The 12,324-nt window shown below is 50.0% G+C and carries 13 protein-coding genes; 11 read left to right on the plus strand and 2 right to left on the minus strand.

What is annotated here, in order from left to right:
• The first annotated feature begins 25 nt into the window (after window positions 1–25).
• The 11 genes from DW121_RS01350 (at window position 26) to DW121_RS01400 (ending at window position 10,474) form a co-directional block, all read left to right on the plus strand.
• Window positions 26–397, plus strand: a complete 372-nt coding sequence (locus tag DW121_RS01350; RefSeq protein WP_233514869.1) for a hypothetical protein — start codon at window positions 26–28, stop codon at window positions 395–397.
• Between the two features lie 77 nt (window positions 398–474).
• Window positions 475–825, plus strand: coding sequence for an NADH-quinone oxidoreductase subunit A (locus DW121_RS01355; RefSeq protein ID WP_117711080.1), 351 nt, complete (start codon window positions 475–477; stop codon window positions 823–825).
• Window positions 816–1,403 (plus strand): NADH-quinone oxidoreductase subunit B, encoded by a 588-nt coding sequence (locus DW121_RS01360; RefSeq protein ID WP_022218227.1) that lies wholly within the window; start codon window positions 816–818, stop codon window positions 1,401–1,403. The genes DW121_RS01355 and DW121_RS01360 overlap by 10 nt, the downstream gene beginning before the upstream one ends.
• A gap of 2 nt (window positions 1,404–1,405) precedes the next feature.
• Window positions 1,406–3,001 (plus strand): NADH-quinone oxidoreductase subunit D, encoded by a 1,596-nt coding sequence (locus DW121_RS01365; RefSeq protein ID WP_118322927.1) that lies wholly within the window; start codon window positions 1,406–1,408, stop codon window positions 2,999–3,001.
• 64 nt (window positions 3,002–3,065) lie between these two features.
• Entirely contained in the window at window positions 3,066–4,142 is a 1,077-nt protein-coding gene (gene nuoH, locus DW121_RS01370; RefSeq protein WP_009123015.1) for an NADH-quinone oxidoreductase subunit NuoH, read from the plus strand.
• Window positions 4,142–4,645 carry a NuoI/complex I 23 kDa subunit family protein gene (locus DW121_RS01375; protein WP_117711079.1) on the plus strand — a complete coding sequence of 168 codons (504 nt, stop codon included), beginning with the start codon at window positions 4,142–4,144 and terminating at the stop codon, window positions 4,643–4,645. The genes nuoH and DW121_RS01375 overlap by 1 nt, the downstream gene beginning before the upstream one ends.
• A gap of 29 nt (window positions 4,646–4,674) precedes the next feature.
• Window positions 4,675–5,187 carry an NADH-quinone oxidoreductase subunit J gene (locus tag DW121_RS01380; RefSeq protein WP_117711078.1) on the plus strand — a complete coding sequence of 171 codons (513 nt, stop codon included), beginning with the start codon at window positions 4,675–4,677 and terminating at the stop codon, window positions 5,185–5,187.
• A gap of 5 nt (window positions 5,188–5,192) precedes the next feature.
• Window positions 5,193–5,501, plus strand: a complete 309-nt coding sequence (nuoK, locus tag DW121_RS01385; protein WP_004289123.1) for an NADH-quinone oxidoreductase subunit NuoK — start codon at window positions 5,193–5,195, stop codon at window positions 5,499–5,501.
• 5 nt (window positions 5,502–5,506) lie between these two features.
• On the plus strand, window positions 5,507–7,423 hold the full coding sequence (gene nuoL / locus DW121_RS01390) for an NADH-quinone oxidoreductase subunit L (protein WP_118322928.1): 1,917 nt from the start codon (window positions 5,507–5,509) through the stop codon (window positions 7,421–7,423).
• A gap of 69 nt (window positions 7,424–7,492) precedes the next feature.
• Window positions 7,493–8,980, plus strand: coding sequence for a NuoM family protein (locus DW121_RS01395; RefSeq protein ID WP_117711077.1), 1,488 nt, complete (start codon window positions 7,493–7,495; stop codon window positions 8,978–8,980).
• A 54-nt stretch (window positions 8,981–9,034) separates the two neighbouring features.
• A complete protein-coding gene (locus tag DW121_RS01400; protein WP_117711076.1) occupies window positions 9,035–10,474 on the plus strand; it encodes an NADH-quinone oxidoreductase subunit N in 1,440 nt (479 codons plus the stop codon).
• Between the two features lie 380 nt (window positions 10,475–10,854).
• Here DW121_RS01400 and DW121_RS01405 read toward each other — a convergent pair whose 3' ends face one another.
• On the minus strand, window positions 10,855–11,724 hold the full coding sequence (locus DW121_RS01405) for an AraC family transcriptional regulator (RefSeq protein ID WP_117711075.1): 870 nt from the start codon (window positions 11,722–11,724) through the stop codon (window positions 10,855–10,857).
• Between the two features lie 195 nt (window positions 11,725–11,919).
• Window positions 11,920–12,120: a hypothetical protein gene (locus DW121_RS01410; RefSeq protein WP_117711074.1), complete on the minus strand. Its 201-nt coding sequence runs from the start codon at window positions 12,118–12,120 to the stop codon at window positions 11,920–11,922.
• Window positions 12,121–12,324: the final 204 nt, after the last annotated feature.

Raw genomic sequence — 12,324 nt, forward strand, 5'->3', positions numbered from 1 at the left:
TGCGCCCTGAAAGAGATATGGAGGTATGAAACAGTGCATAAAATATTGTATGATAGCCATACTCGCAGTTTTATTACACAACGGTGCGATAGATACTGCGGATTTTTTGTGTACTCCGGTTAACAATAGCACTGACAGTTGCATATTAACTCAAGCGCCTACCGCCCGGCAAACAATTCAGCACTATTATAACCATTTATCGTCTACCTCCTCCTGCCTGGAGTATGTAGACCACACACAAGTGCCCGGTAACAAAGCTTCCCTGCTGCGTGCCGATATTATCCGTATGCAACAATCGCTGCGTGCGCAAAGCTACGACCGTATACCGGATTTGTACTATTCTCCCGTACCCGATTCGCATTACTACGTATTCGGGCTAAGAAAGATTATCAGATAAAAGGGTAGCACTCTGCCACCTTATCATCTTTTATTCAGTATATCTATATTTTATATATCTAAAATCTTATCAGATTTATGAACTTTACTTTGTTAGTAGTCGTCTTGCTGACGGCAATTGCTTTCGTGGGTATTGTCATCGCGCTGTCCAATGCGATAGCTCCCCGTTCGTACAATGTACAGAAAATGGAGCCGTACGAGTGCGGTATTCCCACCCGCGGTAAATCATGGATGCAGTTCCGGGTAGGTTACTATCTGTTTGCTATCTTGTTTCTGATGTTTGAAGTGGAGACGGTATTCCTGTTCCCGTGGGCAGTCATTGCACGCGAGCTTGGAGTAGCCGGGCTTTTCAGTATTTTGTTTTTCCTTATTATATTAGTTCTGGGCCTTGCTTATGCCTGGAGGAAAGGAGCTTTGGAATGGAAGTAACGAAGAAACCCAACATAAAATCCATCCCTTATGAGGAGTTTACAGACAACGAAACGTTGGAGAAACTGGTTCGGGAGCTCAACGCAGGAGGCGCCAATGTGGCTCTCGGCGTACTGGACGATTTCGTCAACTGGGGACGCAGCAATTCGCTGTGGCCGCTTACGTTTGCAACAAGCTGTTGCGGTATCGAATTCATGGCCCTCGGTGCAGCCCGCTATGATATGGCGCGCTTCGGGTTTGAAGTAGCCCGTGCCAGTCCGCGCCAAGCAGATATGATTATGGTGTGCGGAACAATCACGAACAAAATGGCGCCGGTACTGAAACGTTTGTACGATCAAATGGCCGACCCGAAGTATGTGATAGCCGTAGGCGGTTGTGCAGTCAGCGGCGGCCCGTTCAAGAAGTCCTATCACGTTGTCAACGGAGTGGATAAGATCCTGCCGGTAGACGTATATATCCCGGGATGTCCTCCCCGCCCCGAAGCATTCTACTACGGAATGATGCAGTTGCAACGTAAGGTAAAAATAGAGAAGTACTTTGGTGGTGTAAATCAAAAAGAAGAAAAACCGGAAGAATGAATATGAATGCAACAAGATATATAGAGCCCGCAGCCTTGCACGATGAGATGCTGCGCCTGCGGCAAGAAGAACAGATGAACTTTCTGGAATGCCTCACCGGTATGGACTGGGGCGAACCTGATACTGCCAAAGATGCTCCCGATACTCCGCGCGGACTTGGTGTAGTGTATCAGTTGGAGTCCACCGTTACCGGCAAACAGATTGCGGTTCGCACCGCCACCCTCGACCGGGAACATCCCGAACTTCCTTCCGTTTGCGACATTTGGAAAGCCGCAGACTTCTTGGAACGTGAAGTGTTCGACTTCTACGGCGTAGTGTTCATCGGGCATCCCGACATGAGACGCCTCTATCTGCGCAATGACTGGGTAGGCTATCCGATGCGTAAAGACGACGACCCGGAAGCACAGAATCCTCTGCGCATGGACAACGAAGAGACAATCGATACCACCACCGAACTGGAACTTAACCCGGACGGAACTGTAAAGAACAAAGAGTCGCAACTCTTCGGCGACGACGAATATGTAGTAAACATCGGTCCCCAGCACCCTGCCACCCACGGCGTAATGCGTTTCCGCGTATCACTGGAAGGTGAAATCATCGAAAAGATTGATGCCAACTGCGGATATATCCACCGGGGCATCGAGAAGATGTGCGAAAGCCTTACATATCCGCAAACACTGGCCCTGACTGACCGTCTGGACTACCTGGGCGCACACCAGAACCGTCATGCCCTGTGTATGTGTATCGAAAAAGCCATGGGCATAGAGGTAAGCGAGCGCGTGCAATACATACGCACCATCATGGATGAGTTGCAACGCATTGATTCGCACTTGCTTTTCTACTCCTGTCTGGCAATGGACCTCGGTGCGCTGACCGCCTTCTTCTACGGCTTCCGTGACCGTGAAAAAATCTTGGACATCTTTGAAGGCACTTGCGGCGGACGCCTCATCATGAACTACAACACGATTGGCGGCGTGCAAGCCGACATCGCTCCCGACTTCCAGAAGAAAGTGAAAGAATTTATCCCTTACCTGCGCGGTATCCTGCACGAATACCACGATGTGTTTACGGGAAATATCATTGCACAACAACGTCTGAAAGGCGTAGGCGTGCTGTCTCGCGAAGACGCCATAGCTTTCGGCGCTACCGGCGGCACAGGACGTGCCAGCGGTTGGGCGTGCGACGTGCGTAAACGTATGCCTTACAGTGTATATAACAAGGTGGACTTCAAAGAGATTGTCCGCACCGAAGGAGACTCTTGGGCGCGCTACCTCATCCGTATGGATGAAATCATGGAAAGCTTGAAAATCATCGAACAGTTGATAGACAATATCCCCGAAGGTGCATACCAGGAGAAGATGAAACCGATTATCCGCGTGCCGGAAGGTACTTACTATGCCGCCGTAGAAGGCAGCCGCGGTGAGTTCGGCGTGTTCCTCGAGAGCCATGGAGACAAGACTCCCTACCGTTTGCACTTCCGCAGTACAGGTCTTCCGCTGGTATCTACCGTGGATACAATCTGCCGCGGCGCAAAGATTGCCGACCTTATTGCCATCGGTGGAACACTGGACTATGTAGTACCGGACATCGACAGATAAAGGAGTAGATAGCAAACATACACCAAACTATCAAATAGTAAATCGTAAAATCGTAAATAAACAGATGTTTGACTTTAGTATAGTAACCAATTGGATTCACCAGATGCTGACCTCCTTCATGCCGGAAGGTCTGGCGGTGTTTCTCGAATGCGTAGTGATAGGCGTATGCATCATCCTGATGTATGCAGTGCTTGCCATTATCCTGATTTATATGGAGCGCAAGATATGCGCCTTTTTCCAATGCCGCCTCGGTCCGATGCGTGTAGGGAAATGGGGATTGCTCCAAGTGCCCTGCGACGTCATCAAGATGTTGACTAAAGAAATCATTGACCTGAAGTTCTCCGACAGGTTCCTCTACAACCTGGCGCCGTTCATGGTCATCATAGCCTCGTTCCTCACGTTCGCCTGCCTGCCCATCAGCAAAGGGCTGGAAGTGCTGGACTTCAACGTGGGCGTGTTCTTCCTGCTTGCCGCTTCGAGTATCGGTGTGGTAGGCATCCTGCTTGCCGGATGGAGTTCCAACAACAAGTTCTCGCTTATCGGAGCCATGCGAAGCGGTGCGCAAATCATCAGCTACGAACTCTCCTGCGGACTGAGCATCCTGACAATGGTAGTCCTGATGGGCACGATGCAGTTCTCCGAAATCGTAGCCGGACAAGCCGACGGCTGGTTCATCTTCAAAGGACACATCCCGGCAGTGATAGCGTTCGTTATCTATCTTATTGCAGGTAATGCGGAAACCAACCGCGGCCCGTTCGACCTGCCCGAAGCCGAAAGCGAGCTGACCGCCGGTTATCATACGGAATACTCCGGCATGGGTTTCGGCTTCTTCTATCTGGCAGAATATCTGAACCTGTTCATCGTAGCCGGTATAGCCGCCACGATTTTCCTCGGTGGCTGGATGCCGTTGCACATCGTCGGTCTGGACGGTTTCAATGCGGTCATGGATTACATTCCGGGCTTTGTATGGTTCTTCGGCAAGGCATTCTTCGTGGTGTTCCTGCTGATGTGGATTAAATGGACGTTCCCGCGCCTGCGCATCGACCAGATTCTGAACCTCGAATGGAAATATCTGGTTCCTATCAGCATGGTGAACCTGATTCTAATGGTATTAATCGTAGTATTTAAATTACATTTCTGATGAAAGATAATAACTCCTACATAGGCAGCCTCATCAATGGTATCACTTCCCTGCTCACGGGTATGAAAACCACGATGACCGTTTTCTGCCGCAAGAAGACTACCGAACAATATCCGGAAAACCGGAAGACGCTGAAACTCTCCGAACGCTTCCGGGGTACACTGACAATGCCCCACAATGAACAGAACGAGCACCATTGCATTGCCTGCGGCCTGTGCCAGATGGCTTGTCCCAACGACACCATCAAGGTGACGAGCGAAACCGTAGAAACGGAAGACGGCAAGAAAAAGAAGATACTGGCGAAATACGAATACGACCTCGGCTCCTGTATATTCTGCCAGCTTTGCGTCAACGCCTGTCCGCACGATGCCATCACATTCGACCAGAACTTTGAGCATGCCGTATTCGACCGCAGCAAACTGGTACTGACGCTGAATCATCCGGGCAGTCACGTAGAAGAGAAAAAGAAACCCGCCGCTCCCCAACCCGAAGTAGCGAAGTAATTAGTAATTCATAATTAGTAATCAATAACATGGAATTTAATCTTGAAACAATAGTATTTTACTTCCTTGCGGCTTTTATTACCGTATTCTCCATACTGACGGTAACCACCAAACGTATGGTACGTTCGGCCACATACCTGCTGTTTGTGCTGTTCGGCACAGCCGGCATCTACTTCCTGCTGGGATACACATTCCTCGGTTCGGTACAGATTATGGTATACGCGGGCGGTATCGTCGTGCTTTACGTCTTCTCCATCCTGCTCACCAGCGGTGAAGGCGACATGGCGGGAAAGCTGAAGCGCAGCAAGTTCTTCGCCGGACTGGGCACTACCGTAGCCGGAGCTGTCATTGTACTGTTCATAACCCTGAAACATAAATTCATCGCCACCACCGATGTAGCGCCTCTTGAAGTCAACATCAAGACTATCGGGCACCATATGCTGAGCGGTGACAAGTACGGTTACCTGTTGCCTTTCGAGGCCGTCAGCATTCTGCTGCTGGCATGTATCGTAGGCGGATTATTAATAGCACGTAAAAGATAAGAATTATGATACACATGGAATATTACCTGATAGTCTCGGCTATCATGTTTTTCGCCGGCATCTACGGGTTCTTCACCCGCCGCAATACCTTGGCGATATTGATTTCAATCGAGTTGATACTGAACGCTACGGACATCAACTTCGCGGTATTCAACCGTTTTCTGTTTCCCGGCGGACTGGAAGGCTATTTCTTCTCCCTGTTCTCCATTGCCATCTCGGCAGCCGAAACAGCTGTGGCTATTGCTATCATGATTAACATCTATCGTAACATACGTTCTATCCAGGTGAACAAGCTGGACGAACTCAAATGGTAATAAATATGGAATATACGATTCTAATCCTTCTTCTTCCCTTGCTCTCATTCCTTGTGTTGGGATTGGGCGGCAAATGGATGTCACACCGCACCGCCGGCATCATCGGCACGGCGGTACTGGGTGCAGTGGCGGTACTCTCCTACCTCACCGCAATACAATATTTCACCGCCCCCCGGCTGGCAGACGGCACATACGCCACGCTGATGCCTTACAACTGTACATGGCTGCCGTTCACACCGTCGCTCAGCATTGACCTGGGCATCTTGCTCGACCCCATATCGGTGATGATGCTGATTGTCATAAGCACCGTATCATTCATGGTACACCTCTACTCTTTCGGCTATATGAAAGGGGAACGCGGTTTCCAACGCTATTATGCTTTCCTCTCACTTTTCACCATGTCCATGCTGGGGCTGGTGGTAGCGACCAATATTTTTCAGATGTATCTGTTCTGGGAGTTGGTGGGTGTATCTTCCTACCTGCTGATCGGCTTCTACTATACGAAGCCCGCAGCAATCGCCGCCAGCAAGAAAGCGTTTATCGTGACCCGTTTTGCCGACCTGGGCTTCCTTATCGGTATTCTGGTTTACGGCTACTATGCCGGAACCTATACTTTCCAGCCCAATGAAATGGCACTGCTGAAAGGCGGCGCAACAATGATTCCGCTGGCGCTGGGACTGATGTTCATCGGTGGAGCCGGCAAGAGCGCCATGTTCCCGCTGCACATCTGGCTGCCCGATGCTATGGAAGGTCCTACTCCGGTCAGCGCATTGATTCATGCCGCTACCATGGTCGTCGCAGGTGTCTATCTGGTGGCACGTATGTTCCCGTTATTCATCGACTATGCGCCCCATGTGCTGCACCTCGTTGCCTATGTAGGCGCATTCACAGCGTTCTACGCTGCCGGCGTAGCCTGTGTGCAAAGCGACATCAAGCGTGTGCTCGCCTTCTCCACTATATCGCAGATAGGCTTTATGATGGTGGCGCTCGGCGTATGTACTTCCATGAACCCGCATGAAGGCGGGCTGGGCTATATGGCAGGTATGTTCCATCTGTTTACGCACGCCATGTTCAAGGCATTGCTGTTCCTCGGTGCAGGCAGCATCATCCATGCGGTGCACAGCAACGAGATGTCCGCTATGGGCGGGCTGCGCAAATATATGCCGATTACGCATATCACTTTCCTGATAGCCTGCCTTGCCATCGCCGGCATTCCCCCGTTCTCCGGATTCTTCTCCAAGGACGAGATATTGACGGCCTGCTTCCAATTCAGCCCCGCCATGGGTTGGATAATGACGGTGATTGCCGCAATGACCGCATTCTATATGTTCCGTCTCTACTACGGCATTTTCTGGAGCGACAAGCGGTCGGCGGTTAGCGGCGAGCACGCGCAAGACACCGACCACGCACACCACACTCCCCACGAAAGCCCGTTGGCGATGACCATCCCCTTGATGTTCCTCGCCGCCGTTACAGTGGTTGCCGGATTCATACCTTTCGGGCACTTCGTCAGCTCGAACGGCGAAGCCTATACCATTCATCTGGACTGGGGCGTGGCAGGTACAAGCATAGCCATCGCCGTTGTTTCCATAGCCTTGGCAACCTATATGTATAAAAGCGGAAAACAACCCGTTGCCAATGCGCTTGCCCGCCGCTTCAACGGCTTGTGGACGGCAGCCTACCACCGCTTCTATATCGATGAAGTTTACCAGTTCATCACCCACCGCATCATCTTCGGTTGCATCAGCCGTCCCATTGCATGGTGGGACCGCCATGTGATAGACGGCTTCTTCAATTTTCTCGCCTGGGGCGCCAATGCCACCAGTGACGAGATACGCGGCCTGCAAAGCGGACGCATCCAGCAGTACACGTTCGTATTCCTGCTGGGTACGCTCATACTGATATTGCTGCTGTTGCTGTAAACGAGAAACGGACACTGATATTGATATATCAATCCATAGAACAATAACAATTAATACAATACTATAAAGATGAATTTCTTATCCATATTCGTACTCATCCCTTTGCTGATGCTGCTGGGTCTTTGGCTCAGCCGTAACATAGCACAGATACGTGCGGTGATGATAACCGGCGCTTCGGCACTGCTCATCGCCGCCGTCGGACTGACTGTCGTCTATCTGCAAGCCCGTCATGGCGGCGCTACGGATGAAATGCTGTTCCGTGCCGACGTAGCTTGGTATCCCGCCCTCAACATTCACTATTCCGTGGGTGTAGACGGTATTTCGGTAGCCATGCTGCTACTCTCGGCCATCATTGTCTTTACGGGAACATTCGCTTCCTGGCGTCTGCAACCGCTGACTAAAGAATATTTCCTGTGGTTCACCCTGCTGTCCATGGGCGTGTTCGGCTTCTTTATCTCCACCGACCTGTTCACCATGTTCATGTTCTACGAGGTAGCGCTTATCCCGATGTACCTGCTGATTGGCGTATGGGGTTCGGGACGCAAGGAATATGCCGCCATGAAGCTGACGCTGATGCTTATGGGCGGTTCCGCTTTCCTGTTAATCGGTATCTTAGGTATCTACTTCGGCAGCGGCGCCACCACCATGAACCTGCTGGAAATAGCCCAACTGCACAATATTCCTATCGAGCAACAACGCATCTGGTTCCCGCTTACTTTCCTCGGTTTCGGCGTGCTGGGCGCACTGTTCCCGTTCCACACATGGAGCCCCGACGGCCACGCATCCGCACCGACCGCCGTTTCCATGCTGCATGCGGGCGTACTGATGAAACTGGGCGGCTACGGATGTTTCCGCATCGCCATGTACCTGATGCCCGAAGCCGCACAGGAACTCGGCTGGATATTCCTCGTACTGACAGGTATCTCCGTTGTGTACGGTGCATTCTCTGCCTGCGTGCAAACCGATTTGAAGTATATCAATGCCTACTCTTCCGTATCGCACTGCGGTCTGGTGCTTTTCGCCATTCTGATGATGAACCGGACGGCTTGTACGGGCGCCGTGCTGCAAATGCTTTCCCACGGATTGATGACCGCCCTGTTCTTCGCCCTCATCGGTATGATTTACGGACGTACGCACACACGCGACGTACGCGAGCTTAGCGGACTGATGAAGATAATGCCTTTCCTCGCAGTATCCTACGTCATCGCCGGTCTTGCCAACCTCGGTTTGCCGGGGCTCAGCGGTTTCATTGCCGAAATGACAATCTTCAACGGCGCTTTCCAGCATCCCGATACATTCCACCGCGTATGGACCGTCATTGCCTGCACAAGCATTGTAATTACCGCGGTCTACATTCTGCGCCTTGTCGGTAAAATCCTTTATGGAACCTGCACCAACAAGCACCACCTGACATTGACCGATGCCACCTGGGACGAACGTACCGCCGTAATCATCCTTATCGCTTGCGTAGCCGGCCTCGGTCTTGCCCCGCTGTGGATAAGCAACATGATTGGAGACAGCGTGCTGCCGGTAGTCAATCTATTAGCCGCCCGCTAATCACGCCAATCAGGAGTTAATTATTAATCACTAAACAGTTAATCACCAAATAATATGGATTACTCCCAATTTCTCCTAATGAAAGAAGAGCTGTCGCTGATAGCGGTTATCGTTATCCTCTTTATAGCCGACCTCTTCATGAGTCCGGATGCGCACAAACATGACGGCAAGCCGATGTTGAACACCATGCTGCCCGTTGTTCTGCTCATCATCCATACACTTATAACCATCGTGCCCGGTCCTGTAGCCGACGCTTTCGGCGGGATGTATCACAACCAGCCGATACAGAGCATCGTCAAATCCATCCTCAGCGTAGGTACGCTTATCGTCTTCCTTATGGCGCACGAGTGGATGCGCCGCCCCGATACGGCAATCAAGCAAGGCGAGTTTTACGTACTGACACTCTCCACGCTGCTGGGTATGTACTTTATGATTTCCGCCGGCCACTTCCTAATGTTCTTCATCGGGTTGGAAACCGCCAGCATCCCGATGGCTGCACTGGTTGCTTTCGACAAATACCGCCACCACTCCGCCGAGGCAGGCGCCAAGTACATTCTTACGGCACTCTTCTCCAGCGGATTGCTGCTTTACGGCATTTCGCTGATATACGGCTCGGTAGGTACGCTCTACTTTGCAGATATTCCGGCACATCTGGACGGAAACCCGTTACAGATTATGGCGTTCGTATTCTTCTTCTCCGGCATGGGATTCAAGATTTCATTGGTGCCTTTCCACCTGTGGACGGCAGACGTGTACGAAGGCGCTCCGAGTACGGTGACCGCTTACCTGAGCGTTATCTCCAAAGGTGCGGCGGCATTCGTGCTGATGACCATACTCTATAAGGTGTTTGCCCCGATGGTGGCGCAATGGCAGGAAGTGCTCTACTGGGTCATCATCGCCTCCATCACGCTTGCCAACCTCTTCGCGCTGCGTCAGGAAAACCTGAAACGACTGATGGCATTCTCCAGTATCTCCCAAGCCGGTTACATCATGCTGGGCGTCATCAGCGGAACGTCATTGGGTATGGCGTCACTGGTGTACTACGTATTGATTTACCTGTTTGCCAATCTCGCCGTCTTCACCGTTATCACGATTGTGGCATTGCGTGCCCATAAGTTTACGCTGGAAGATTACAACGGATTGTACGCCACCAATCCCAAACTGGCTTTCCTCATGACATTGGCGCTGTTCTCGCTGGCAGGTATTCCACCGTTTGCGGGCTTCTTCTCGAAGTTCTTCATCTTTGCGGCAGCCTTCCGGAGCGGTTTCCATTTGCTGGTGTTCATTGCGCTGGTCAATACCATTCTGTCACTCTACTACTATCTGAAGATAGTAAAAGCAATGTACATCAACAAGAGCGACGAACCTATTGCCGCTTTCCGCAGCGATAACTACACGCGCGCCAGCCTTGTCATCTGTACGCTGGGCATCGTGGTGCTGAGCATTGCAAGCGTGGTATATCAGTCCATCGATAAGTTCTCGTTCGGAATGTAGAAAAGCGGACAATCCTTTTTTATCTTCACGAGGTGTCAAAACAAAAAACATTTGCTATTTGTTCCTTTGTTTTGACACACTCTCGTGACGAAAAGCCTGATAGTTTCCCATTTTTTCAAGGTGCCAATAAAAAGCCAGCCCAAGTGCCAATTTTTCAGCTCATTATCAGACGGTTGACTTGCTTTACAGCCAATGCAACTGCCAGTTTAGTGACACAACATAATTAATAAAGAAAAGATATACTAAAGTATATCTCTGTTGGAGAAAACGGATGATGCGTTTGAGCAAAATCCATCATGTATCCGAGTGCAACAGATGATGTATACGGATGTAACAGATGATGTAATTTTAGGATTTGTAAGGGGATATTTATTCCCGCTTTATTTCATTATTTGGTTTCTGTACTGCGTAGGCGTCAGTTTGGTAAGTTGTTTAAAAGTGCGGTTAAAGTGCGAGATAGACTCGAACCCGCACTCCACAGCTATCTGTGAAATCTCCATATCACCGATAGTCAATAGCTTGCACGCATAACCGATACGCATATCCGCCACATACTGCAGGAAAGTTTTTTCCGTAACCTCTTTGAAGAAGCGGCAAAAGGCGCTGCTATTCATATTCGCCATTTCGGCAATCTCATCGAGCTTAAGGGAACGGGTATAATTACTATTAATAAAGGAGATAATCTTATCAATCCTTTTGTTTCCCACCGTGGGGAACTTCTCATAGTAACAAGGACTTGCCAATGGCTTCTTCCGAACAGATACGGATAACTCCTGCAACAAGTCCAACAATCCCGTTATCTGTCCGAAGCCTTTCAGTTCGGGGAAAGCGGATACCCTGCCACGGACAGTCCCGTTGTCGGCTGCATGAAAAACGACTCCCCGCTTGGCCTCTTTCAGCAACAATCGTATCTGATGAAACTGCGGATAATGGTCGAAAGAGTATTGCATGAAGTTCTCCTCAAACTGGACAATAGTGCCCTGAACCCTCAAAAGAGGATTGCCGCAATGATAAGCATCATCACTTCGCATATAATGAGGCAGATTGGGACCGAACAATATCATGTCTCCGTCTGAAAACTGCTCTATGCAGTCGCCTACAAAACAACGACCGTCTCCCTTCCTTACATAGATTATCTCATACTGGCTGTGGAAGTGCCAGGGATAAGTGAAGCGGTCGTAGTCATAGTAACGCGCCTTTATCGGATTGGATTCCGATATCTGGAGTTGTTCGTTTATAATCTGTCTCATAGCACAGCTAATGTTAGTTCCGACGTCTATTGCCTGTCCGTAGAACAAAGATACGAAGATCTCGCGTAAAAACGGCAGATTCGGACAAGATAAAGTAACTGACTGGTAATATAGGAGAGTTAAGCGTTGTTTCTCTCGATCCGTACAATTTGCTAAAAAGCAAGATATTGGAAAGAAAAGAGAAAAAATCCCTACTTATCCGTTGCCTTTTTCCCGTCGGATAATCCCGCGGGAAACACGCTTTGACCACCCTCCGTCACGCCGTTCATAACCGCAAAGAACGCTTCTGTCTTTGATAATGGCGGTAAAGATAGCCATTTTTCCCAAGAATCGGAAAAAGACGGGTTCTGTTCTCCGAAATTGGGTTTTGTTTCGCTGTTCCGCTATATTTGCCATAGCTATAAATAGCTCAATATCAAGTAAATTTGTAACATTGAAAAATTGAGTTATGGAACAGACGGATGTAAAGGTTTCGTTCTACCTTAAAAGGAGCGAGATGATCGCCGAAGAGATACGAAAACAGTTACTGGGCATGGCTTCCGGCCAGGTCGGGCAGCAAGTGAAAGTATGGAGATGTCCAGAAAATGTCTTTAGGTGGGG

The sequence above is a fragment of the Bacteroides sp. AM10-21B genome (assembly GCF_003472565.1).
Lineage (GTDB): Bacteria > Bacteroidota > Bacteroidia > Bacteroidales > Bacteroidaceae > Bacteroides > Bacteroides propionicigenes.

What these genes read in the sequence shown, in the direction of transcription:
- nuoL (WP_118322928.1), top strand. Translation starts at nt 5,507, where the DNA reads ATGGAATATACGATTCTAATCCTTCTTCTTCCCTTGCTCTCATTCCTT.
- DW121_RS01395 (WP_117711077.1), top strand. Translation starts at nt 7,493, where the DNA reads ATGAATTTCTTATCCATATTCGTACTCATCCCTTTGCTGATGCTGCTG.
- DW121_RS01355 (WP_117711080.1), top strand. Translation starts at nt 475, where the DNA reads ATGAACTTTACTTTGTTAGTAGTCGTCTTGCTGACGGCAATTGCTTTC.
- DW121_RS01405 (WP_117711075.1), bottom strand. Translation starts at nt 11,724, where the DNA reads ATGAGACAGATTATAAACGAACAACTCCAGATATCGGAATCCAATCCG.
- nuoK (WP_004289123.1), top strand. Translation starts at nt 5,193, where the DNA reads ATGATACACATGGAATATTACCTGATAGTCTCGGCTATCATGTTTTTC.
- DW121_RS01365 (WP_118322927.1), top strand. Translation starts at nt 1,406, where the DNA reads ATGAATGCAACAAGATATATAGAGCCCGCAGCCTTGCACGATGAGATG.
- DW121_RS01375 (WP_117711079.1), top strand. Translation starts at nt 4,142, where the DNA reads ATGAAAGATAATAACTCCTACATAGGCAGCCTCATCAATGGTATCACT.
- nuoH (WP_009123015.1), top strand. Translation starts at nt 3,066, where the DNA reads ATGTTTGACTTTAGTATAGTAACCAATTGGATTCACCAGATGCTGACC.
- DW121_RS01410 (WP_117711074.1), bottom strand. Translation starts at nt 12,120, where the DNA reads ATGGCAAATATAGCGGAACAGCGAAACAAAACCCAATTTCGGAGAACA.
- DW121_RS01360 (WP_022218227.1), top strand. Translation starts at nt 816, where the DNA reads ATGGAAGTAACGAAGAAACCCAACATAAAATCCATCCCTTATGAGGAG.
- DW121_RS01350 (WP_233514869.1), top strand. Translation starts at nt 26, where the DNA reads ATGAAACAGTGCATAAAATATTGTATGATAGCCATACTCGCAGTTTTA.
- DW121_RS01380 (WP_117711078.1), top strand. Translation starts at nt 4,675, where the DNA reads ATGGAATTTAATCTTGAAACAATAGTATTTTACTTCCTTGCGGCTTTT.
- DW121_RS01400 (WP_117711076.1), top strand. Translation starts at nt 9,035, where the DNA reads ATGGATTACTCCCAATTTCTCCTAATGAAAGAAGAGCTGTCGCTGATA.